Origin of the sequence: Candidatus Poriferisodalis sp. (assembly GCF_965203655.1) — a bacterium.
Lineage (GTDB): Bacteria > Actinomycetota > Acidimicrobiia > Acidimicrobiales > Poriferisodalaceae > Poriferisodalis.
Window position 1 is genome coordinate 412,524 of record NZ_CBDBDD010000008.1, and the last position, 22,648, is coordinate 435,171.

Here is a 22,648-nt window from a genome sequence, read left to right on the forward strand (position 1 = left end):
GTGCGAACGGCGGGGGTTACGATCCGGCGATGGGAGCGCTTGACGACTACACCGTTCTCGACCTGTCCATCCTCGTGCAGGGTCCTCAAGCTGCGGCGACCTTGCACGACATGGGAGCCTCGGTCGTCAAGATCGAGCTGCCGGGCATGGGCGATCTCGCCCGGGTGATCCCCGTGTCGCCTACCGATCCGCGAAATCCGTACTACGAAGCGTGCAACCGGGGGAAGCGCTCGGTCACCCTCGACCTGCGCACCCTGGGCGGAAAGCGAGCGCTCGAGCGGTTCGTCGAGACGACTGATGTCCTGATTCACAACTTCGTGCCCGGGACCATGGAGGCCTGGGGCCTGTCATATGAACACCTGTCGGCCATCAATCCCCGGCTCGTGTACGCCACCGGTTCGACCTTCGGGCCGGTCGGCCCCAAGTCGATACGCGAGGGGGCCGACTCGTCCGGTCAGGCAGAGGGCGGGCTCATGTTCGCCACCCGGATCGACGGCGGACCCCCCATCATGAATGGGGCCGTCATCTCCGACCATGTCGGCTGCCAGAACATGGTCACCGGCATTCTTGCTGCGCTGCTGCATCGCACCGAGACCGGGCAGGGACAGCGGGTCGATGTGTCGCTCGTGGGCGGCATGATCTACGCCCAGGCGTCGGAGATGACCTACACGCTGCTGACCGGTCGCAACCCCGAACGGATCGATTCGGGGCACGCCTTCGTTCCCACGCTGCTCCACACCGTGGAGGCGGCTGACGGCTGGATCCACTTGCTGAGCGGCACCGGACCAGGCTGGCCCGAATTCGCCAAGCTGCTCGAACGGCCAGACCTCGCCGACGACGAACGCTTCCTGGCCCTCATCCTGAGCTCGGAAGCCAGGGCCGAGCTGGTCGCCATCATCGACGAGGTCTTCCCCACTAGGACCCTCGACGAATGGGAGGCAGTGCTCACCGGGGCCGGGGTCCGCTACGGGCTGGTCCGCGACTACGAGGCGATCATGGCCGACGAGTCGATGTACGAGAATGGCTACCTGCAACGGGTGGAGCACCCCGAGGGCGAACGCACGGTGATCGGCACCCCGATCCGCATGTCAGCCACGCCGCTGAAGCCTGGCGCCGTCGCTCCGGAACTCGGGCAGCACACCGAGGAAGTGCTGCTCGAGCACGGATACACGTGGGATGACATCTCCGCACTGCGTGAAGAAGGCGTCTTCGGCTGAGGGTGCTGTGACTCAGCCCGTCACGTGTGTCGCGGCGGGGGAGCGGCAACGGGCATGTTCAACTTGCCGAGTGCGGCGTGGCGGGGGAGCGGGTGCTGCGGCGAGTTCAGCTCGCCGCGTACGTGGCAGCGAGGGAGCGGGCTATGCGGTCAGTCTGGATCTCGGTGCTGCCGTCCACATAGTTGGCGATGCGCGCACCTGCGAGGTGGTGACCCCCCGGGTGGTCGCTGCGCAGGCCCTCGGCGCCCATGGCTTGGATGCAGGTGGCGATGTCGGCTTCGGCCGTCTCGGTCGCGAACTTCTTGGCGTGCGCAGCCGGCAGGATCGCCCCGCTCGCATCACCCGTGTGCAGCGAGGCCGTGACGGCTTCGATGGCGCGGGCCGTGAGCAGCTGGGCGGCTTCGAGGCGGTTCTGCACTCCCGCCAGCTTCCACGCCAGTCCTTGATGGGCGATGACGGGTTTGCCGAATGCCTCACGCTCGGCTCCGTAGCGGACTGCGCTCGCGAGGGTGGCCTTCACCATGGCGCAGCACATGGCGGCGACGTAGGTGCGGGCACCGTTCACGCTCGACAGGGCTGCGATGAAGGCTTCCCCTGCAGGGCTGAGAAGGTCTTCGCCGGCGGCGATGTAGCCATCCAGTCGGAACCCGCCGGTGCCGATCAGGTGGCCTCCGGCCAGCTCGTACGGCGGCAGCCGCTCGAAGCCGGGCTGGGTGCCGTCGACGAGGAACAGCGCGATGCCTCGACCTCGGGAGCCGGGCTGCGTCTGCGCGTAGCAGAAGATGACGTCGGAGTGCGCGGCGTTGGTGATCCAAGCCTTCGCGCCGTCGAGTCGCCAGCCCCCCTGGACGGGCGTCGCCGTGGTTGCGATATTGGCGAAGTCGCTGCCGGCGCCCGGTTCGGTCAGCGCTGTGGATCCAAGCCGGCGTCCGGCCATCAGGTCGGCCAGGTAGCGCTCGCGGTGAGCGTCGCTGCCGAGCCGCGCCACCCGCGCGGCGACGTTGCCGGTATTCACCAAGCTGAAGGCGAAGGGCATCGACACGGCGCTCAGCACCTCGACGATGCGGCACTTCTGGGCAAAGCTCATCCCGAGTCCACCCAGCTCGGTGGGCACCTCCATGGCCAGCAGCCCGATCGCCGAGGCGTCTTGCAGGGCCTCGGGCGCCATGCGCTTCTCGCTCTCCCAACGGTTCACATTCGGCGCCACCACGCTGTCGCGGAATTGCGCGACTTCGCCGACGAACGCTTCGAACGATCCAGCGTCCATGCCCGTCAGCGGATCGTCTGCAGCGATCGAGTTGTCAACGTCGGCAGCAGTCATCGCGGCGACGGTAGCAGCGGCGTCCGGAAGCGAACCGAGAGCCGTCGCATGCGTCCGACCTACGCTGCGAGGCCGTGGTCGGCCTGCACCCTGTCACCGAGGCGTTCGAAGCTGAACGCCTGTCGGCCGTGCTCAGCCAGGACCTCGACACACCGCATCACGGCCCGACTGCCTCCGTCGCCGCAGTGGTGCGCTCGGGAGACAGCGGCCCAGAGATGCTCTTCATCGAACGAGCCACCCGCGACGGCGACCCGTGGTCGGGCCACATGGCGTTTCCGGGCGGGCGCACCGAACCCGACGACGACGACACGTTCGACACGGCAGTGCGCGAGAGCCGCGAAGAGATCGGATTCGACATCACAGCGCACGCCGGCGTGCGCTGGCTCGGCCGGCTCAACGACCTCGAAGGCAATCCGCGCTGGCGCGGCGCGGCGCTGCGGGTGACGCCACACGTGTGCTGGCTCGACGGCGCCCGCCCCGCACTGACGCTGAACTACGAAGTGGCCGACGCGTTCTGGGTGCCAGTGGCAGAACTGGCCGACCCTCGACACCACATCGACTACCACTACCCGCCCCGACCCGACGAGCGCTTCCCCGGCATCGAAGTCGGCCACGGACGGGTGATCTGGGGCATGACGCTGCGGATGCTGCACGACCTGTTCACCCGCACCGGCCACCCCCTCCCGATCCAATTCAGCCCGTCCAGCTGAGCAAGCCCCGCCGCTGCGGCCGTGCGTTCGGGCGTGACGATCGACGGGATTGCGGCGTCGGTGCTGGCACAGCGTCTGAAGTCGAGTGATCAGTGGCGAGCGACGGCTGCGGGCCAGGTCTGGGAACTTATTGAAAACTAATATAAACTAATGAAACTGAATGTCACATAGCTGTAATCTATCTTGTGGCGCGTAAACGTTCGTTTGTCACACCGGGCCGCTAAGGTGAACGCATGTTCTCTCAGGTGCGGCAGGCGCTCGACTCCCTCGCAGCGGCCCTCGACGGTGTCGAGGGTGCGCCCACCGGTGAGCTGCGCGAGGCGTTGGGGCTGGCCAAGCCGCTGCGCGCCCGGCTTGAGACGCTTGAGACCGCCCTTGCGTCGCAGATCGCGTCGCGAGAGCGGCACGGCGACGGCGGCGCGGGTGTACTGCACCAGATCGCCGCAGTCCCGCGTTCCGATGCAGCGCGCAACGTACGAACGACTGCCAAGCTCGAGCAGTTGCCCACTGCCCAGTCCGCGCTGGCTGATGGAGAGATGTGCATGGCCAACGCCGCCCGCCTCGCCCGCGCCGCGCGCCAGACCAGCCCCGAAGCAGTGCAGGGCGACGCCGAACTGGTGAACCTGGCAAAGACGCTGCCGCCTGATGAGTTCGCCCAGGCATCAGCGCGCTGGGCCGCGAAGCACCAGAGCGCTGCGAGCCTCGCCGAGCGGCACCGCCGCAACCGCCGCAACCGCAATGTGCGCTTTTGGAACGGTGACGATGGGACGGTGCAGATGCGCGGAGCGTTCGACGCCGAGATGGGCGCCCGCATCCAAGCCCGCATCCGCGACGAAGCCGAACGCCTCCGCCAAGCCGACCGCCGCCTGCAACGCAGGGGCGCTGCTGCCAGCACAGACGGCCCCGACACCGGGCACACCGGCACTGCAGATGACGGTCCGACAGCCGGTGGCGTGGTGCGCACCCGCGACCAGCGCATGGCAGATGCCCTCGACGGCATCCTCACCCACCGCACACCCGTGCCCGCATCGCTTCCCGATTGCGCAGCTGGCTACGACACCGTCACTGACTGCACCGCCGCAGGCGATGGCGCGTCCGGCGACCCCACATGCGGCGGTATCGGCACGGGCTGTTGCCACAAGGCCGCCGGCAGCACGGGCTCTGCGGGTCACAAAGCCCAAACGACCCAGATCATCGTGCGAGCCGACCTCGCAGACCTGCTCGACGACCACGGCGGTATCGGAGAGATCGCCGGCACCGGCCCGGTGCCCGCCAGCGTCGTCGACCGGCTCTGCTGTAACGCCGACATCTCCGTCGTGCTGTTCGGCAAAGAACTCACACCCCTCTACGAGGCCGTCGCTGCACGAGCGCCCACCGCAGCCCAGCGCCGCGCCCTGATCGCCCGCGACGGCGCCTGCATCGGCTGCGGCGCCCCGCCCGGCGACTGCGAAGCGCACCACATCATCCCCTGGCTCTGTGGCGGCCCCACCAAGATCGACAACCTCGTGCTGGTGTGCTGGTCCTGTCATGACAAGATCCACGACCACAACTGGCAGGTCATCAAACGCAACGGCCGCTACCGGCTCATACCGCCCGATGCGGCGGCGGCGCCCAACCCCGCCAGATCCAAGAAGCCGACCCCGCGCCACAACCCTGCGCCGCTGCAAGACGCCGTCCCGACCTGCACACTCGATCGGGCCCGTGAACCTGCCCTGTTCCCCTAGCGAATTCAGACCGTCCAGTTGAGTCCGCTCATCTGACTCCGTCGACGGTTCGAAACGTCAGGGATACTCGCCGTTGACGCTTCCTGCCATCCGGCTCGGTCTTTCGTTTTGCGATCCCGTGTTGCCACTGATGTCGCGCTTCGCCTGAGAGGATCAGAATCGAGCCTACTTCTAGTAGATGTGAGCGCTGCTCGTTTGACTTCGGATCCCGAAACTCCATAGTCCAAGCGTCCCCAAGCGACATCGTCGCGACCGTAGGGCCAAAGTCCGGGTGATCAGTGTGCATGGCGATACCTTGGCCGGGTAGGTATTCGTTGACGATCACTTGATCGGGCACTCGATCGAAGTGTTCATCCTCGAACAGGGCCACTGCTAGGTCGTCAATTTCGGCCGGTAGAGGGCCGATCTCCATATCAGGCGTGATTGCTTTGGAGCGATAGTCGTAGCGCCAACCGTAATGAATGACCCGCCGCGACAGGTCCACGCGCCACTCCGAACTTGCCAATCCATCAAGCCAATGCAAAAGCCCGCCAGCTACGGAGGGGCCAAGATACTGACTCAAGTAGATGCAGCCCTTAGGCAGCTTCGACAACGAGTGGCCTGTCCGATGGTCGTCGTCACCTGTGAGCTCAAAAAGCGTCAAAGTCCAACCTTGCGCCTTCTTCGTTGGTCAAAAGGGATTCTCCTCGCTTGACTCGGGTGCGGTGAATTCTCCTGTTGAGGTGCTTCGCAATAGCGCTTGACCTCGCCAGTTGCTAATGGCAGCCCGAGAGCCTTCCGGCAAGACGTGAGATGGCAAGTCCATCCTATGCCAAGCAGAGTGATCTCGATGCGCGTCATCTCTCGGAGTGTCGAGGACTGCCACGAACTGTTGCAGTGCCCGCTCGAATTGCTGCGGCCGGGAACCGGAGTGTGCGTCGACAATTAGGACATCTGTCGGCGGCGCGTCGTAGTCATTCAGTAGCTGATTGACGCAATCGGCTAAGTTATCGAGTACTGCTTTGCCCTGATTGGATAACTGGATGATGACATGGCCCATCGTGATCAGAAGATAATCACAACTCGAAATCGGCCGTTGTGCTACGGCCAATAGAGACTCCTGGCTGCTGCACCAAACAGCTTTGGAACCTATTGCCAGGCGGCCCCAAATCACCGTCGCTAAGTCGACCATTGAGGCGCTATGGTCATAACCAATGTGCATTGATTCGTATTCCCAGCTTGGGCCCCAGAATACGTCATCGAGATAATCTCGAACAACCCACGTGAACAAGCCGGGTCCCGATCCGAGATCTATATGTAAGAGGCGCAACCTGCTGCGTCCGCTATCCCAATAGTGCTCCGCCAATTCCGTCGGAAATGCGTTCTCATGATACCACGGGTTCAACAGAGCAGCATAACGATCAAAGCGATAATGGGAACGTTTATCGACAATGTAGCGCTGCAAGTACCCGAGACAGTCTTGGAAGCTCGCGTTCTTGAGAACCGTGTAGGTCGACGGTGAAGCCTCAAAGTCTGAAATCAGGTCGTCACAAATGGCAAGATATCGACTTCGGACGATTCCCATTTCGGATCCTCCGCGGCGCAGCGGTAGCGGGGCAACCCGCGGCATTGTGCCCGGCTGCGCCTCATCAGACGTTGTGGTGGAAGTCACTGGGTGCCCGGGTGCAGGTCTACCTTGGGATGGCGGTGGCGTCGCGGCCGGTCGCGTGGTGGGCTGTGGCGGACGGATTGCAGGGGCGGCCTGCTGTTGCCTTGTCTCAGCGGTGCGCTGTGGTGGCGCGGCGGTGACGTCCGCGGCCTTTGTGCGCTGGGCTTCCTCTGGCGACGGTTCCTCGCCGACTCGTCCTTCACGCGCGGCCTTGCGCCGAACGCGATCAGCCTGAGCATCCTCCATGCTGGACGAGTGCGTCTTCACACTGATGCCCAGCGACTCGCACACGTCGAGCACCTGGGTGAGCGACATGCGCAACTCCTGAGCGAGTTCGTGAACCCGAACCTTCCTTGGCAAGCGGACTGTCCTTCTGTGGAGACAAGGCTGTGATAGTACGCCGAGGAGGGTTCCGGGCGCGAAGTGACGACGCGACAAACGGAAGCACTGGTCTCATCGCGTCGTCGGGTCCGCAGCGTGCGTAATGGGGCCGGTGTGAGCCTCTGAGGCAGCACTGTCGTCGCAGCCACCAGTCGATTCGGCTTCGGCGTCCTCAATGACGGCTTCGGCCCACTGGTCGATGCGGGCCGCGATGCCGCCGTCGGCAGAGACCGTGCTTAGGCGGGTGCGCCGAGCAGATGACGCGCACGCAGCCATCACGACGGGTTGCTTAGAAACGCGGCGCGCGTGGGCCGTGCACACTTGGAAGTCAAGGCTCGGAGATCGGGCCGACGCTGATCGCGGATCCCTCATCCGTTGGGTGGACCTGGATGCCAGTGCGGATGCGTTCGCACAGCTCTGAAACGTGACTAATGAGGCCGACGGCGCGACCACCCTCGCGCAATCGGTCCAGTTCATCCATGGCGAGCTGCAGCGCTTCGCTGTCGAGTGTCCCGAAGCCTTCATCGACGAAGAGAACGTCGAGATGCACACCACCCCTGCGCTGAGTAACCACATCTGCGACGCCGAGCGCCAGTGACAGCGACGCTTGAAAGGTCTCGCCACCCGAGAGCGTTGACACTTCCCGCTCTGCTCCGGTGAAGGTGTCGTGGACACGCAAGCCGAGGCCGGCCTGGGCGCCACGCCGTTCGCTCTCGCGGTACACGCTGAGCCGGTATCGGCCACCAGTCATCGAGCTGAGCCGCCGGTTGGCGAATTCGCAGATCTGCTCCAAGTAGGCCGACAGCACCCAGCGCTGCAGCGACACCTTCGGTGGCAGTCGTCCGTTGCAACGGTTTGCGACGGCGGACCAGCTGTTGGCGTCCGCCATGGCGTCGTTGTGCGTCGCGGTCGTGTTCCGATGCTTGTCAGCCCAATCGCTGATCGCCTTATAGGCATCTACGGCACGGGTGTGCCGATCTCGCGCCGAGTTGGCCTGCTGTTCAGCGCTCTCGAAGGTGGCTTGAGCCGCTTCGGTGTCCGGGCGTTCGTCAGGAAGGCCCTGCATTTCCTCGGCACCGAGATCACGCGCAGTGTCGTGCTTGCTCTGGTCGTAGTTCGTCACTGCACCCTGCAACTCGTCCCGCTCGGCTTCCTCGCGAAGTGCAGATCGGGCCTCCTCGGAAGTGGCGAAGGGCGATGTTCTGAGCCGCTTGGCCAAGGTGCCGTCCAATGTCGCTAGCTCCGTTCTGGCCTGAGTTCGGTCTGCAGCTGCACCTGCCAGGCTGCTCAAGTCCGTCTCCACTGCGGCGAGATCATCAAGAGCTTCGGCGGGATCAATGTGACCGATCTCGGCTTCGATGCGCTGTCGCAGGTCGGTCGCGGTCTCCGTGGCGGCGCGGGCACGTTCCTCCGCAGCACTAGCGGCTTTCTCGGCTTGTCGGGCCGCTGTCCGATCCACAGATGCCGCATTGCTGTGATGATCCGCTGCTGCGCGCAGACCGTCCGCCTCGCGCGCCAGCTCGGCGGCAGCTTGCGCTGCGTTGGCCAGGCCCTTGGCGTGCTCGGCCGCAGCGTCGGGATCGCCGGCCGCATCACCGGCGCGTCCGCTGAGCGTCGCGATCCGCGAGTCGATCAGATGGAGTGCCTCACGTGCAGAGTCCACGGCCCCGTCAGCATTCTCGATATCGGCTTCGGCGGCCTCGACTTCTTCAATCCGCACCGAATCATCTGCGTGTCGGGTCGGATCGGGGTGATGCTTGGATCCGCACACTGAGCATGGTTGGCCGTCCCTCAGCTGACCGGCCAATTCCGCGGCGATCCCGTCGAGGTAGCGCTCGCGCAGATCGAGCCATCTTGTCCGGTGAGCCTGGGCCGTTTCGGTGGCGCGCACCAGAGCGTCGTTGGCAGCTTCTCGGTCGGGATGCAGGGGTTGCAGCAGCGTCGCAGCTTCAGCGCGTTCGAGCGCTCGCCGCGCCGCGTCTTCCAGGGCTGGCACTTGACCGGCGGCCGACTCGGCGCTGCGCAGTTGCGCGATGGCCCCTTCGCGAAGCCGCTCGTGCTCTGCTGCAGCGTCGTCGTGCGCATCGCGAATCCCGGACTGCTCATCAGCTGTCTGCCTCATGGCAGTGGCCTCGGATGCGTTCTTCGCTGCCGTCTCGGCGTCCCCGACGAAGGTCTCGAGCCGGTCTCGGTGAAGCGCGAGTGCCGTCGTAATCGCCGCAAGTTGAAGCGGCAGCTCTGGGTCGTCAGCAGATGGGATAGCTAGGCCGTCGGGAAGGCTCAACGCGTCGGCCCAGTGTGCTTGCAGTGCGGCGTGACGCTCTGACAACTCGCGGGCGTTCTCGTCAAGGCGCTCGCGGCCGCGTTCCATCTCCATGAGCGACTGCCGCAGGTCTTCTGCCGCATTGGCCGAGCGCAGCCTCTCCCGGCGAGTCTCGATGCTTGCGGCTTCGTCAGCGAGTTGGTCGCGCCGTTGCCGCAGAGCCTCCCGCCGGTCCCAACGCTCAGCGATCTGGCGCGTTTCGTCAGATTGTCGGCGGATCGAATCGAGCTGCTGTGCCGCAGCATCGTTCGCGCGGGAGGCTCGCTCCGCCTCGGCGAATGAGCGGGCAGCCAGCTCGTCGAAGTCGGTTTGGTTCGCCGGCCACGGACTGTCGGTTTCCGCACCTGCGTCGACGGGTGCTTCGTGGTCGGTCTCATCGGCTGCTTCGGCAGGTGTGCCGAGCGGGTCGCTGCCTTCGATCGCTGGGCGTACCTCCCTCCATCTCTCAGCGGCCCGGTTGCGTAGGTCGAGGAGTTCCTGTTCGAGACTCGCTGCGGTCTCTCGGCGTTGCTTGGCTTCGTCGTCCAGCCAGCTGGCGGCCGACGCAAAGACAGACGTGTCGAACAGGGTGCGCAGCAGCTTCTCTCGGTCTTCGGACTTCGACCGAAGCACCTTCTCGAATCTCCCTTGTGGGAGGAGAACAACCTGCTGGAACTGCGAGCTGGTGAGGCCGATCAGTCGGGCGACCTCGTCGTTGACTTCGGTCAGCTTCTGAGCCACCGGCTGCCAGCCGTCGCCGTCCTGCCGTTCGAGCGTGGCATTGGGCTGGACCTTGGTGGTGCCTTCTCCGATCTTCTTGGCGCGTTCGTGCAATGGGCTGCGTCTGATGCGCCAGCGCGCGTCGTGTGCCGTGAACTCGAGCTCGACACAGGGCGACGCATCGGGTGCTGCATGGTCGGACCGGAGGCTGTCATGGCGGCGCTCTCCGGGCACCTCGCCATACAACGCGAAACACAGTGCGTCGAGCAGGAACGTCTTGCCGGCGCCTGTGGGCCCCCAAATCAAGAAGAGTCCGTCGACGACCAGCCGGTCGAAGTCGACCTCCACATCGCCCGGGTAGGGACCCAGAGCGGAGAACGCGAGCCGGTGCGGCCTCATGCGTCGTGCTCGCCAGTTGCCGCTTGGAGCGCGGAGGTCAGCACGTCTCGCTGCGCCGCTGAGGCCTCTCGACCGTGCTGGTCAGCCCAGAATTGCAGCGCGAGTTCGAGCGGGTGTTCCGAGTTCTCCACCGCCTCAGCCACGTCACCACCGCCGGGCGCCTTGCGACCGTCGGGAACGTGCTCGAGCACGGCGGCGTGCGGGAAGCGCCGTTGGATCTGCGCCATCGCCTGCAGGGGCAATTCGGGGTCCGTGAGCCGCACCCGGACCCGAGCCGTTTCGGCAGCGTCGAATTCAGGGCTGTCGAGCAGGTTCTCGAGCCGGCCCTGCAAGGTACGCAGCGGGAGGCCGACGTCCAGCGGGACAACGTCGGTACTGCATCGGCCCTCGGCGTTCATCTCGATGATGCGTACTGACTTGGTGTCGTTCTCCTCGGAGAACGAGTAGGGGAGCGGGCTGCCGGAGTACGCGATGCGGCCACCGTCGAAGGCTTGGCTGCGGTGCAGGTGCCCCAGTGCCACGTAGTCGAACCCGCCGAACACGTCCAGGCCCACCCTGTCGATGTTGCCGATACTGAGATCGCGTTCGGAATCGGTCGGCGTTGCCCCGTCTACGAAAGTGTGTGCCACCACGACGGTGCGAGTCGGACCGCCGGCTGCCGCCGCCCCGCGGATCAGCGTTGTGGCGAGTTCCGTGACGTCGTGGTGACTGATGCGGCGATGACCCGCTGGCTGGGACTTTTCGATCTCCTGCGTCTCGTGCCCGGCCGATTGCGCGATGACTGGCTCTTGGCGGCTCGCATCGCGAGGCTGCTCTGAGTCTGCTGCTTCTGAATCGCCGTCGAGCAGGTCAAGGACTGGTCGGGCCAGCGACGGCTCGAGGTATGGCACCGGAAAGACGCTGACGGGTGGCCCGCCGTCTTCGGGATCGAACTGCAGCGGTTGTATGCACCGAGAGACATCGCCGCGCACGACAACGCCCGCCCGTTCGAGCACCCGATCTGCGACGGCGACGCGAGACGGTGAATCGTGATTGCCGACGATCGCGACAATCTGCGCGCCGGTCCCGTGCAGACGCACCAGCGCCTCGTCGAAGAGTCGCACGGCATCGGTGGGCGGGATCGCCCGGTCGTACAAGTCGCCCGCGATCACGACAAGATCGACTTTCTGGTCGCTTGCCAGTTCGACGATCCGCTCGATGGCCTCTTCCTGCTCGTGCATGAGCGACGCGCCGTGGAAGCTGCGACCCAAGTGCCAATCAGACGTATGCAGGATGCGCACGGCCGCAGAGTACCGAGGGGCTGTGACGGGGAGCCTGGGGAATGGGGATTGCCGGGGCTCGAGACAGTGCGATCTCGTCGGCTCGTCGGCCCTGTGCCAGCCCTGTGCCAGCCAACTCCCGGTTCGTTAGTGTCCGCACACCGCAGGTCCCTGGATCGGGGCTGCCGATGAGCGTCACGGCTCGGAGCAGGGGAGACGTCGATGAGCGCTGATTTCGAATTGGAGCTGCTGAGTTCGGGGTGGGGCCTCATCGAGGGTCCCCGGGTGGACGAGCACGACAACTTCTATTTCTCTGACGTGCCCAACGGCGGCGTGCGCCGTCGGAGGCCCGACGGCGAGATCGAGATCGTGGTCCCCAAGCGCCGGGGAGTGGGCGGCATGGTGCTGCACGCCGACGGCGGGGTCGTGGTGAGCGGGCGCAACATCCAGCACGTCACCGACGCCGGCTCGGAGGTGCTGTTCGCTCCCGACGTCGCCGGGTTCAACGACATGCACACTGATTCGTTGGGGCGCGTTTATGTTGGCTCGCTGCGGCGCAACCCGTTCGATCTGTCGGCACCCGATGAGGCCGGCGAGCTGTACCGCATCAACCTTGACGGCACAGCCGATGAGGTCTATGGCGACGTGCAACTCACCAATGGCATCGGTTTCTCGCCTGACGGGTCGCGGCTGTACCACTCCGACAGCATGCCGGGCAGGGTTTGGGTGTCCGATGTGGACGGCGATGCGGTGACCAACCGCCGGGAGTTTGTGCGGGAGGGCAAGGTGCCCGACGGCCTGGCCGTAGACGTCGAGGGAGGCGTGTGGGTCGCGCTGGCCGAAGGCGCACGCGTGCAGCGCTACACACCCGACGGCGAGCCCGATCTCGCCGTTCCGGTTCCCGACCAGTTCGTCACCAGCGTCTGCTTCGGCGGCGCCGACATGCGTGATCTCTACATCGTGACCGGCGGGCCGTCGGACGGCGGCGGCACCTCCGGCGGCGGCTGCATCTTCCGCACTCGCGCCCCCGTTGCCGGCGTCCCGACCCCGCTGGCTCGGGTGCGCTCGGGCCGGTGAGCCCCGTCCGATGAGCCCAGTCCAATGAACCCCTTCTTCCGCTGGTCCTACGGTGCGCATGACGCACCGGTGCTGTTGTGCTTGCACGGCATCGGCTCGTGCGCAGATGCCTTTCTGGGTCAGCGCCCGCTCGCCGAGCGGCTGGGGATGCGGCTGGTGGCGTGGGACGCACCCGGATACCGCTATTCGGCCGACCCTGCCGATGCCCCGGGCATCGACGGCTGGGCTGATGCGGCAGCGTCGCTGATCACGGCCGAATCAGACGGCCCGGTCGCGGTGCTGGGGGTCTCGTGGGGCGGCGTCACCGCCACTCGGCTGGTGCTGCGACACCCCGAGCTGGTCTCGGCGCTCGTGCTGGCCGACTCCAGTGCCGGGGCCGGCACCAAGCCCGAGCAGGCGGAGGCCATGCGGGCGCGCGCCGTGGACTTCGTCGACCTCGGACCCGAGGGATTCGCCGCGGCCCGGGCGCAACGGCTGGTGAGCCCTGACGCCTCCGACGAACTGCGAGCCCACGTCGCCGAAATGATGGTCCCGTCGATCCGCATGCCCTGCTACCAGTGGGCCTGCGACTCGATGGCGGAGTCGAACCACTACCCAGATCTCGGGAGCATCGCTGCGCCGACGCTGGTGGTCGTGGGCGAACACGACGAGGTCACCCCGCCCCGCACCTCGCAGCGGCTCGCCGAGGGAATCCCCGGTGCCCGCTACGTGGAGATCGCCGATGCCGGCCACCTCGCCAACCAGGAGCAGCCCGACGCATTCAACGACGTCATCGCCGACTTCCTGCCGAGCACCTGACGGGTTGAGAATTCGGCGCGAGGCGCCGATCAGCGCGGGGGCATCCGGATGCCGCCGTCGACCCGGATGACCTCGCCGTTCATGTAGGGGTTGGTGATGCACTCCATCACCATGAAGGCCAGCTCCTCGCCGTAGCCCAGACGTTTGGGGAACAGCACGCTCTGACCCAGGTGCGCCTTGAACTGATCTGACTGCTCGCCCTCGCCGTAGATCGGCGTGTCGATCAGGCCCGGGGCGATCGTGTTGACACGGATGCCGGTGGCGGACAGGTCCCGGGCGACGGGCAGGGTCATGCCCACGACGCCGCCCTTGGAGGCCGAGTACGCCGCCTGGCCGATCTGACCGTCGAACGCCGCGACCGAGGCCATGTTGACCACGGCTCCCCGGGATCCGTCCTCGTCGACAGGGTCGGTCTTGGCCATCGCCGACGCTGCCTGGGCGAGCATGTTGAACGAACCGATCAGGTTCACGTTGATCACGAACCGGAACTGTTCGAGATCCATCGGCACGTTGTTGCGATCGATAGTGCGGCCGGCACGGCCCAGCCCGGCCGAGTTGACCAGCGCACGAAGCGGCCCCATCTCCGATGCGGCATCCACCGCATCGCGGGCGTCGTCGATGTCGGTGACGTTGCATCGCACGAACAGACCGCCGACCGACGAGGCCACCTCAGTGCCGAGGTCGTCCTGCAGGTCGGCGATGACGACGTGGGCGCCTGCGTCGGCAAGCTGGCGGGCGCTGGCCTCGCCGATGCCCGACGCTCCGCCGGTCACGATGGCTGAAGCTCCGGTGAGATCGAGACGCGGCATGTTGCAGTCCTCCAAGTCGTTTGCGCCGGATCGAAGCTAGCGTCGGCATTCGGCATGTCGGAGGGTCCACCGCGATGAAGAGCGAGCGGGTTGCGACATTCGCCGCGCTGGGGGTCCCCGGGTTCCGGCTTCTATGGCTGAGCGGGGTGTTCTCGTTCATGAGCATCCAGATGCAGTTCCTGCTGCGTGCGCTGCTGGCCTGGGACCTCACCGAGAGCGAAGGGGCACTGGGCATAGTGTTCTTCGCGTTCGGCCTGGCGCTAGGCGTGTCGACCCTGTTCGGGGGCGTGGCAGCGGATCGACTTTCCAAGCGGCGGCTCATGCTGTTTGGGCAGCTCGTGCTGCTGCTCGGCTCGATCGGCATGGGTGTGGCGCTGGCGACCGGCGTCATCCACTTCTGGATGCTGCTCGTGTCGAGCGCGCTGCAGGGCCTGATGTTCGGCCTCATCGGACCGGCTCGCATCTCAATGACGACTGAGCTGGTGGGGCGCGAGCGGCTGGGCAACGCGATCACGCTCTCGTCGCTGTCGCTCAGCGGCAGCCGGGTCATCGCCCCGACCGGCGCCGGGTTGCTGGCAGGGTGGGCGCTGTTCGGTCTCGCCGGGGCGTACTTCGTCTCCGCGGCCATCGCGACGCTGAGCTACGTGCTGCTGCTGCCCTTGCCGGAGACGAGCACGCGGGAGGTTTCGCCGGCTGGTACCGCCCGTCTGGCTCGTCTCGCTGTCGGCAATCCTCTGGCCGAGATCCGCCAGGGAATTCGCTACGCGATGAGCCGTCCCGAGCTTCGGCGGCCGATCCTCACGTCGATCGTCGTGATCATGTTCGGCTTCAGCTATATCGCCTTCCAGCCCGCGCTGGTCGAGGGTGTCTTCGGCCTCGGCGACCGGCAGGTCGGGTTCATTTCCGGGGCGTCGTCGATTGGTGCGGTTGCTGCGTCGATCGTTCTCGCCTCGCGTGCCGACTCGCCTGCCGCTGGCACCATTCTCATCGGTTTGGGGTATGCCTTCGGTGCCTCGGTGATCATCCTGAGCTGGGCCCCGACCTACATCTGGGCGTTAGCAATCACCGCAGTCGTCGGCGGGGCGTCGACCGGGTTCATCTCGCTCATCCAGACCATCGTCATGCGGGCCACCGACGAGGCCTACCAGGGGCGCGTTCAATCGCTGGTGCAGCTGCCGTTCGCGGCATTCGCCATTGCCGCCGCGCCGCTGGGCGTGCTGGCGGAATGGGCTGGCGTGCGGGCCATGTTCCTGACCATGGGAATTGCCGTCACGCTCAGCATGGTCGTCTACTCGATGGCCGCCCTGAGTGACCGCCGGCTGCCCCAGCCGACCGGTTCGCCGTAGGCGCCGGCGCTCTCAGCCGATCTGTTCGACGATCGAGGTCTCCGACAGGCTCGTGCGCAGGTCGGTGTCGGCCCGGGTGGGAACGTCGGGGCACCAGCGTGACATTGCGTCCTCGAGCGCCTGCTTGACCTCGACGGCCAGAGCACGGGCGTCGGACTCGTCGCACTCGATGACCACACTGTCGTGGACGGTCTGCACCGCAGCAGCCGACGGATACCGCGCCAGCACCCTCGCCAACCGGCCGTAGGCGTCGAGCATCACATCTGCAACACCGCCCTGGACGGGTGCGTTGCGGTAGGCGTTGGCCATCTGACCGACGCGAGTGTGCAGGGCACGCTGCAGCAGGAACTGCTGGTCGTCTGCACCCATCGAGGCGCCGACCTCGTCGACCACCGCACGCCGCAGGTGCCGTTGCTCGAGCAGCTTCTCGACCGCTGGGCGCAGCGTCCCCGCGGTCGCAGGGTCCGGGGGCGCAAGCTCGAATCGCTGCAGCACCCGTTGCCAGACCGCAGCGGGACGGGGCTTTGTCGAGCAGCCGACCACCGCAGCGGCTTCACCCAGCACCCAGTCGACCGAGAAGGTGAACCGCTGGCGGCGGCCGACGGGTGTGCGGGAGCTGAACGACAGCGGCGAACCGTCAGATCGCACCACCACCGGCGCGGAGAACGACAGCGCCCACGCCACTTCGGCCACATCGATGTCGCCGATCGCAGTGCCGCCACCACCCCGCAGCTGCCCAGAGTCGATGGCCGCAGTGCTGCTGCTGGCGAGGACGGCGTCGTGCACCTCTTCCGCGCTGTGATGCCGCCGCTGCTGGTTCCTCAGCGCCCGCCGTGCTTCGTCAGTGCGCGGCCACAGCTGCCCGAGCCTCAGCGTGAGCTGCCAGTCGGCATCGAGTTCGGTCGCGGCGAAGTGCCCGATGAAGCGGTCGCGCTCGTCAACCCACGCAGCGATGCCGGGGTAGGCCTCGAGGTAAGCCTCGATGAGCTCGTCCGCTTCCGCCCGGCTCGTGGGCACGCCCGCATCAGTCAGTCCCCGTGACAGTCCGGCACCCCGCTGGCCATACAGGATCCCGAAGTTGATGCGCTTGGCCTTGGTGCGGAACTCCTCGTAGCGCGGACGGTCGAGTGCTGCCAATCCCGCAGGCCCGTCGAGCTGCACGCCGAACATCCGCTCGGCGGTGGCGGTATGGATGTCGAGACCCTGCTCGAACGCCGCTCGCAGGCCCTCGTCGCCGGCGAGCTGGGTGGCGAAGCGCAGCTCGGCCTGGCTCAGGTCGGAATACACGAACACCCGACCTGGCGGGGGCTTCATGTAGGGCTTCAGCCGTGGCGTGAAGTTCTGCGCATTCGGGTTGCGGCTGGCCAGCCGGCCGGTGTTGGTGCCGACGACTTGCAGGTACTCGGGGTGCAGCCGGCCATCGGACCACAGGTGCTCGGCCATCGTGTGCCCATACGTGCTCAAGGTCTTTGACAGGTCGCGATAGGCCAGCAGCGCATCGCAGAGTTCGCCGCCTATACCCGCCAGCACCGATGCGCCGAGCGAATCAGTCGGCACTAGCGGCCGGGCGAGACCGTCGGTCTTGGTCGTCCATGCCTCCACTTCGTCGGCCGCGAAACGGTTCAGCACGCCACGTGCCTGCTGCTCGCTGTCGGGGTTCCAGCTGGGCTCGAGGCCGCCGCCGAAGAGGTCGCCTTGGCCGCCGCCGGTCAGCTCGGCCAGATGAGTGAGCACGTCGGTTCGCCGTTCCGCCAACTCGGCCAGTTCGGCTTCCCAACCGTCTGCGTCAAAGGGCAGCCCGGCGCGCTCCATGCGATCCAGGAATGGCCGGGCATCCTGCTCGAGCCGGCACACCCCCTCCAGGCCCGCCTCGGCCAGACGCTCGCGCAGCACCGTCGACACCCACAGGGTCTCCACCGCGTCGGCTGCTGCATAGGCCACCTGGGTGTCGCTGAGCGTCCCGTCAGCGGAATAGGAGAGCTGCGTGGTGGCCTTGCCCTCGACACGCAATCCCAGGTAGCGCTCGGCCGCCCACGCCAGCCCATGGAAGAAGCTGAACCCCGTCAAGCCCTGATGCAGCAGGGCATCGGCGAGCTGGGCATCCCACCAGCGCAACGATCGGACCGACGCACCAGCGTCACGGGCCGGGTAGATGAGATGGGTGTCGATCACCTGGTCGTCGAAAGTGGCGTTCCAAGCGTCGGATGCCAGATCGCGTGCCACAAGGCCGTCGACGAGCGCGGTGGCCAGCTCGCACAGGTCATGCCGAGCGACGTCGATCACCCAAGCGCGCTCCGTGCCGTCCGCTCCGCGGGTTGCCGCCGAGATCACCCGCAGCTTGGGGACTTTGCCGCGCGTGGCGGCCTCGCGCGGTTCGTAGACCGTCTCGGTGTCCACCGCTCGGGCCTCTGACGCGGCAAGGGCATCGACCAGATCGCCGAGATCATCGGGGTAGACGACCGTGAGAGGCACCTGGGCCGGGTCTCGTGTCGCGTCAGGACGCGGATCGAGCCGGCGGGTATCAGTCCAGGTGCCGGCGTGATCGCTGACGACGTTCACGAGCGCACCCTACGACGGCCCTGTCACAGCCACCGGACAGCGCCCACGACGCTCAGAACGGTCGCGATGTCGGCCCGCCGATCGCGCCCGGCGACCGGCTCAGCGCCGGGTGCACCTCACGAGTAGCGGACTTCGATGAAGTCGTCGGGTGAGCCGTCGCCCGCCTCGGTCTCGGAGGTGATGAGATCGTGCAGGCGCTTCGCCACCGGGCCGACCGTGCCGTTGCCGATCGGGGCGCTGTCCCACTCCACGACCGGGAAGACGTGGGTGTCGCCGCCGGACATGATGAGCTCAGCGCCCGCTCGCGCCTCGTCTGCCCGAAGCGGCCGCTGCTGCACGTCACGCAGCAGGCCCTCGTCGCACAGCGGTCCGCGGGCCAGCTCGAGCAGGCGGCGCATGGTGGTGCCGTGCAGGATGCCCTCGAACGGGGGAGTGACGAACACGCCGTCGGTGCTGATGCTGCAGATGTTCAGCACGCACGCTTCTGCGATGAAGCCGTCATCGTCGACGATGATGCCGAAAGTGCCGCCCCCGTCCGCAGCCTCGAGGTGGGTCAGGACGTTCAGCAGGTAGTTATTCGACTTGATCTGGGCCAGCAACGGGGGCTTTTGGGGCGTCTCGCGCACCGTTGCTTCGCGGAAGCCATCCCGCATCGGATCGAAGCCGCCCGAGCCGAAGCTCATCGGGTCGAGCACGACGCAGTAGAAGCACGGCTCCTCGCACTCGGCAGGCATGAACGAGAATCCTCCCGGGCCCGCCGTCAGCCAGTACCGCACGATGCCGTTGCGGGCGCCCGACGCGGCCGCCGTGTCGGCCACCATCTGGATGAGCTCGTCACGGGTCCATGGGATCTGGAGGCGTGCTCCCGACGCGCTGGCGAGCAGCCGGTCGATGTGGATGCCCAGCCGGTACAGGCGCCCGTTCACCAGCGAGCAGGTGTCGAAGACGCCGTGGCCCCGGTGCACCATGTGGTCGTCGAGGGGCACCGTCATGACCTCCGGATCGGTCACGACGCCGCCGAGGTACGAGCTGAACATGGCGTAGCAGCCGCGCTTGCCCCTGCGGCGGGCCGTCATCCGCTCGAAGGCTTCGGCCGGGCTGAGGATCCGCTGGGCGGGGCGCAGGCCGTCCGGAGGTTCACCCGATACGTCGGCGCTGCCGCCGCCCTGCTCATTGGCGATTGAAGCCGTCCGCAGCGCCACGTCGTCGATGATACGTGGGCCGGGTCGCCTGGCTCAGGAAGCCCTCGGCTCGGGAGCGCCGGCGGCGAAACGGCGCAGGCGCAGGGAGTTGCCCACGACGAACAGCGACGATGCGGCCATCGCTCCTGCTGCCACCATCGGATCCAGCACCCCGGTTGCCGCCAGCGGGATCGCTGCCACGTTGTAGGCGAAGGCCCAGAAGAGGTTGCCTTGGATCGTGCGCAGGACCCGCCGCGAGAGCGTCAGGGTGGCGGGCACCAGCCGCAGGTCACGGCTGAGCAGCGTGATGTCGGCCGCCGACCGGGCGATGTCGGTGCCCGCTGCCGCGGCGATGCCGACGTCTGCGGTGGCCAGCGCAGCCGCGTCGTTGATGCCGTCGCCCACCATCGCCACACGAGCCCCGTCCGCCTGCAGGCGCGCAATTGCTGCTGCCTTGTCCGCGGGCAGCACCCCCGCGGTGACGTTGTCGATGCCGATCTCGGCGGCGACCGCGAGCGCAGTGCGTTCGTTGTCGCCGGTCAGCAAGTGCGGCCCGATGCCGGCCGTGCGCAGCGCCGCGACCGCCGCAGCCGCGGTCGGCTCGATGCCGTCGGTGAGCACGATGACCCCCTCGGCGTCGCCGTCACGGCCGACCAGCACGGCCGTCGCTCCGCCGGCCTCGGCCTCGCTGGCCAGTTCGTCGACCGCATCGGGAACAGATGCGAACAGCGCCCGCTTGCCCACGCAGACCTCGGTCATGGCATCGGACTCGACGGCAGCCTCAGCGTTGCCGTGGCGTGCGTCGGCAACGCCAGTACTCGCCGGCACGCGAACCGACGCCCGGATGCCCAGGCCCGGAACGGCCTCTGCGCCGGCCAGCATCGGTGCGTGCTCGCCGGACGCGGCCGGAGCCGCTGCGATGGCCCGCCCGATCGGGTGCTCGGACGCCGATTCGGCACATGCCGCGAGCTCCAGCAATGCAGCCGTGCCATCGGTGTCGGGACCGCGCCAGGCGGGCGCAGCGACCGAGGTCACCGTCATCTGTCCTGTGGTGACGGTGCCGGTCTTGTCGAAGACAACCGCGTCGACGTGACGGCTGTCCTCGAAGACACCCGCGCCACGAACCAGCGCACCGAGCTGCGCGGCGCGTCCGACGCCCACGGCCAGCGCCACCGGCGTCGCGAGACCGAGCGCGCACGGGCACGAGATGACCAGCACGGCGACAGCGGCGGTGACCGCATCGCCGAACGTCTCGAGTGTCGAACCATCGCCGCTCCCGAGTCCGCCGACCGCGAGCCAGGCCACAAACGTCACCAGGGCAACGCTCACTGCGATCGGGACGAAGACAGCAGACACCCGGTCAGCCAGGCGCCCCACATCCGCACGTGAATCTTGCGCTCGCCGGGTCAGCTCGGTGATGCGCGCGAGAGCGGTGTCGGCGCCGACGGCCGTCGCGCGTACGACCAGCGCGCCGTTGCCGTTCTGCGTGCCGCCGACAACCTCATCACCCGGTGTCACGTCGACGGGCACGGGCTCACCGGTCATCATCGAGACGTCAACCGTTGAGATGCCCTCAGCCACGACGCCGTCGGTGGCGATGCGCTCGCCGGGCCGGACCACGAACTGCATCCCAACGGCCAGTTCGGCGGCGTCGATCTCGGTCCCGTCGACAAGACGGACGCTGGGAACTGTCAGTTCTGCCAGCGCTCGCACGGCATCGCCGGTGCGCCTCATCGCCCGGTCTTCCAGCCAGCGGCCCAGCGTGACGAAGGCGAGGATCACCGCTGCTGCGTCGAAGTACAAGTGCGAACTGCTGCCAGACACCAACCGCACCGCCGACCACGTCCACGCCGTCAGCGCGCCGAGCGAGATCAGGGTGTCCATGGTGGTGCTGCGGTGGCGCGCGGCACTCCAAGCGTTGTTCAGCACCCGGCGTCCGCCCCACCACAGGGCGATCGAAGCGGCGGCGCCGACAGCGAACCGCCAGCCCGCGAACTGCAACGCATCGATCATCGAGACCAGCCAGCAGCCCACCGCCAGCACGGCCGTCAGCGGCCAGTCGTGCCATGCCAGCGTGAGATCACCGGCCGTGCTCCCGCCGGCATCTGCCGCTGCGTCGGCCTCTGCGCCCTCCGACCGCTGCTGTGTCGTCGCCGCACCGGATGATTCAGCAGCCAGTCCGGTCTGTCGGGTCAGTCTGGCCAGCCCGGCCGGGGGCACCGAGTAGCCCAGCGACCCCACGGTCGCCGCGGCACGGCTCGCGAGCTTGCCCGGCGTGTCCTCAAAGCCCAGGATCCGCGCCCGCCGGGTGGCGAAGCTCACTGTGGCCTCGGTCACCCCGGCCTGTGAATTCAGCTCCTGCTCGATGCGGTGCGCGCAGTTCGTGCAGGTCATGCCCTCAATGGGCAGCTCCAATTCGAGGGGAGATGATGCGTCGACGTCGTCGCCGACTGCCGCAGCGCGGCTCATGGGCGCAGCGTAATGAGAACGATGACCGTCCCGCCCCGGCGGGCCCGCGTAGCCTCCCCATGGATGGGGGTGCCGGAGGAGCAGGACACGCCCCCGACGTTCGGGCCGACAGCGCTCGCGACGCCTGCCAATCTCGTCACCGTTGCCCGCATCGCGGCGTCGCCGGTGTTCATCTGGATGATCGCAGCGTGGGGGCCCCGCTGGGCCACATTCTGGACCGGCTTCGCCATCGCGATGACCGACTATCTCGATGGTCTGCTGGCGCGCCGGCACGGAGCGACCCGGGCGGGCGCCTTCTTGGACCCGCTCGCCGACAAGGTGCTCGTGCTCGGCGGGCTCGCCGCGCTGGCGTGGAACGGGCAGTTCCATGCGGTGCCCGTCATTGTCATTGCGGTACGTGAGCTGGCGATCAGCGCCTACCGGTCGCGTGCCGGGCGCAAGGGCATCTCGGTGCCTGCCACCCAGCTCGCGAAATGGAAGACGTTCGTGCAGCTGTGGGCGATCGGTTTCGCGGTCATGCCATCGCTCGCGACACACGCCCACTGGGTGGCCACGCTGACGCTGTGGGTTGCGGTGGTTCTCACCGTGTGGACCGGCTGGTCATATCTGCGCTCGGCTCGCGGCGCGGCTGCGCCCCAGCCCGGCGACGACCGGGGCGACTGAGGCGTCATTGAAGTGTCACTGAGGCGTCAGGGCCTGCCGGATTCTCGGCCGGGACCCCAGTCGCA

Annotated in this window: 16 protein-coding genes; 7 read left to right on the forward strand and 9 right to left on the reverse strand. The window is 67.1% G+C overall.

Annotation, left to right across the window (positions count from 1 at the left end):
* Positions 1-29 precede the first annotated feature (29 nt).
* Positions 30-1,217: a CaiB/BaiF CoA transferase family protein gene (locus tag ACOGW9_RS10530; protein ID WP_419911001.1), complete on the forward strand. Its 1,188-nt coding sequence runs from the start codon at positions 30-32 to the stop codon at positions 1,215-1,217.
* A gap of 106 nt (positions 1,218-1,323) precedes the next feature.
* Here ACOGW9_RS10530 and ACOGW9_RS10535 read toward each other — a convergent pair whose 3' ends face one another.
* Complete coding sequence (locus ACOGW9_RS10535) at positions 1,324-2,538, reverse strand: acyl-CoA dehydrogenase family protein (protein ID WP_419911003.1); 1,215 nt, start codon at positions 2,536-2,538, stop codon at positions 1,324-1,326.
* A gap of 74 nt (positions 2,539-2,612) precedes the next feature.
* Between ACOGW9_RS10535 and ACOGW9_RS10540 the strand changes: the two genes are divergently transcribed.
* Entirely contained in the window at positions 2,613-3,248 is a 636-nt protein-coding gene (locus tag ACOGW9_RS10540) for an NUDIX hydrolase (protein ID WP_419911005.1), read from the forward strand.
* A 233-nt stretch (positions 3,249-3,481) separates the two neighbouring features.
* Complete coding sequence (locus tag ACOGW9_RS10545) at positions 3,482-4,972, forward strand: HNH endonuclease (protein ID WP_419911007.1); 1,491 nt, start codon at positions 3,482-3,484, stop codon at positions 4,970-4,972.
* A gap of 28 nt (positions 4,973-5,000) precedes the next feature.
* Here ACOGW9_RS10545 and ACOGW9_RS10550 read toward each other — a convergent pair whose 3' ends face one another.
* The 4 genes from ACOGW9_RS10550 to ACOGW9_RS10565 form a co-directional block, all read right to left on the reverse strand.
* Positions 5,001-5,615 carry an alpha-ketoglutarate-dependent dioxygenase AlkB gene (locus ACOGW9_RS10550; protein ID WP_419911009.1) on the reverse strand — a complete coding sequence of 205 codons (615 nt, stop codon included), beginning with the start codon at positions 5,613-5,615 and terminating at the stop codon, positions 5,001-5,003.
* 27 nt (positions 5,616-5,642) lie between these two features.
* Positions 5,643-7,058: a translation initiation factor IF-2 N-terminal domain-containing protein gene (locus ACOGW9_RS10555; protein ID WP_419911011.1), complete on the reverse strand. Its 1,416-nt coding sequence runs from the start codon at positions 7,056-7,058 to the stop codon at positions 5,643-5,645.
* Between the two features lie 271 nt (positions 7,059-7,329).
* A complete protein-coding gene (locus ACOGW9_RS10560) occupies positions 7,330-10,422 on the reverse strand; it encodes an AAA family ATPase (RefSeq protein ID WP_419911014.1) in 3,093 nt (1,030 codons plus the stop codon).
* A complete protein-coding gene (locus ACOGW9_RS10565; RefSeq protein ID WP_419911016.1) occupies positions 10,419-11,702 on the reverse strand; it encodes an exonuclease SbcCD subunit D in 1,284 nt (427 codons plus the stop codon). Before ACOGW9_RS10565 ends, ACOGW9_RS10560 begins: the two co-directional genes overlap by 4 nt.
* 201 nt (positions 11,703-11,903) lie before the next feature.
* On the opposite strand from ACOGW9_RS10565, the gene ACOGW9_RS10570 reads away from it, so the two are divergent.
* Complete coding sequence (locus tag ACOGW9_RS10570; RefSeq protein WP_419911018.1) at positions 11,904-12,758, forward strand: SMP-30/gluconolactonase/LRE family protein; 855 nt, start codon at positions 11,904-11,906, stop codon at positions 12,756-12,758.
* A 24-nt stretch (positions 12,759-12,782) separates the two neighbouring features.
* A complete protein-coding gene (locus ACOGW9_RS10575; RefSeq protein ID WP_419911020.1) occupies positions 12,783-13,556 on the forward strand; it encodes an alpha/beta fold hydrolase in 774 nt (257 codons plus the stop codon).
* Positions 13,557-13,585: 29 nt separating this feature from the next.
* Here the strand turns inward: ACOGW9_RS10575 and ACOGW9_RS10580 are convergent, their stop codons facing one another.
* Complete coding sequence (locus tag ACOGW9_RS10580) at positions 13,586-14,365, reverse strand: SDR family NAD(P)-dependent oxidoreductase (protein ID WP_419911022.1); 780 nt, start codon at positions 14,363-14,365, stop codon at positions 13,586-13,588.
* Positions 14,366-14,439: 74 nt separating this feature from the next.
* On the opposite strand from ACOGW9_RS10580, the gene ACOGW9_RS10585 reads away from it, so the two are divergent.
* Positions 14,440-15,711, forward strand: coding sequence for an MFS transporter (locus ACOGW9_RS10585; protein ID WP_419911024.1), 1,272 nt, complete (start codon positions 14,440-14,442; stop codon positions 15,709-15,711).
* Positions 15,712-15,723: 12 nt separating this feature from the next.
* Here the strand turns inward: ACOGW9_RS10585 and ACOGW9_RS10590 are convergent, their stop codons facing one another.
* The 3 genes from ACOGW9_RS10590 to ACOGW9_RS10600 all read right to left on the reverse strand — a co-directional run bounded on the left by ACOGW9_RS10590 (position 15,724) and on the right by ACOGW9_RS10600 (position 21,920).
* Positions 15,724-18,270 (reverse strand): DNA polymerase, encoded by a 2,547-nt coding sequence (locus ACOGW9_RS10590; RefSeq protein WP_419911026.1) that lies wholly within the window; start codon positions 18,268-18,270, stop codon positions 15,724-15,726.
* Positions 18,271-18,386: 116 nt separating this feature from the next.
* Positions 18,387-19,472, reverse strand: coding sequence for an aminotransferase class IV (locus tag ACOGW9_RS10595; protein WP_419911028.1), 1,086 nt, complete (start codon positions 19,470-19,472; stop codon positions 18,387-18,389).
* A 33-nt stretch (positions 19,473-19,505) separates the two neighbouring features.
* Positions 19,506-21,920, reverse strand: coding sequence for a heavy metal translocating P-type ATPase (locus tag ACOGW9_RS10600; RefSeq protein ID WP_419911030.1), 2,415 nt, complete (start codon positions 21,918-21,920; stop codon positions 19,506-19,508).
* A gap of 63 nt (positions 21,921-21,983) precedes the next feature.
* On the opposite strand from ACOGW9_RS10600, the gene pgsA reads away from it, so the two are divergent.
* Complete coding sequence (pgsA, locus tag ACOGW9_RS10605) at positions 21,984-22,583, forward strand: CDP-diacylglycerol--glycerol-3-phosphate 3-phosphatidyltransferase (RefSeq protein WP_419911032.1); 600 nt, start codon at positions 21,984-21,986, stop codon at positions 22,581-22,583.
* Positions 22,584-22,648: the final 65 nt, after the last annotated feature.

Excerpts from the sequence above, each read along its gene's own strand:
- ACOGW9_RS10600 (WP_419911030.1), bottom strand. The coding sequence starts at position 21,920 with ATGAGCCGCGCTGCGGCAGTCGGCGACGACGTCGACGCATCATCTCCC.
- pgsA (WP_419911032.1), top strand. The coding sequence starts at position 21,984 with ATGGGGGTGCCGGAGGAGCAGGACACGCCCCCGACGTTCGGGCCGACA.
- ACOGW9_RS10560 (WP_419911014.1), bottom strand. The coding sequence starts at position 10,422 with ATGAGGCCGCACCGGCTCGCGTTCTCCGCTCTGGGTCCCTACCCGGGC.
- ACOGW9_RS10585 (WP_419911024.1), top strand. The coding sequence starts at position 14,440 with ATGAAGAGCGAGCGGGTTGCGACATTCGCCGCGCTGGGGGTCCCCGGG.
- ACOGW9_RS10530 (WP_419911001.1), top strand. The coding sequence starts at position 30 with ATGGGAGCGCTTGACGACTACACCGTTCTCGACCTGTCCATCCTCGTG.
- ACOGW9_RS10575 (WP_419911020.1), top strand. The coding sequence starts at position 12,783 with ATGAACCCCTTCTTCCGCTGGTCCTACGGTGCGCATGACGCACCGGTG.
- ACOGW9_RS10580 (WP_419911022.1), bottom strand. The coding sequence starts at position 14,365 with ATGCCGCGTCTCGATCTCACCGGAGCTTCAGCCATCGTGACCGGCGGA.
- ACOGW9_RS10570 (WP_419911018.1), top strand. The coding sequence starts at position 11,904 with ATGAGCGCTGATTTCGAATTGGAGCTGCTGAGTTCGGGGTGGGGCCTC.
- ACOGW9_RS10535 (WP_419911003.1), bottom strand. The coding sequence starts at position 2,538 with ATGACTGCTGCCGACGTTGACAACTCGATCGCTGCAGACGATCCGCTG.
- ACOGW9_RS10545 (WP_419911007.1), top strand. The coding sequence starts at position 3,482 with ATGTTCTCTCAGGTGCGGCAGGCGCTCGACTCCCTCGCAGCGGCCCTC.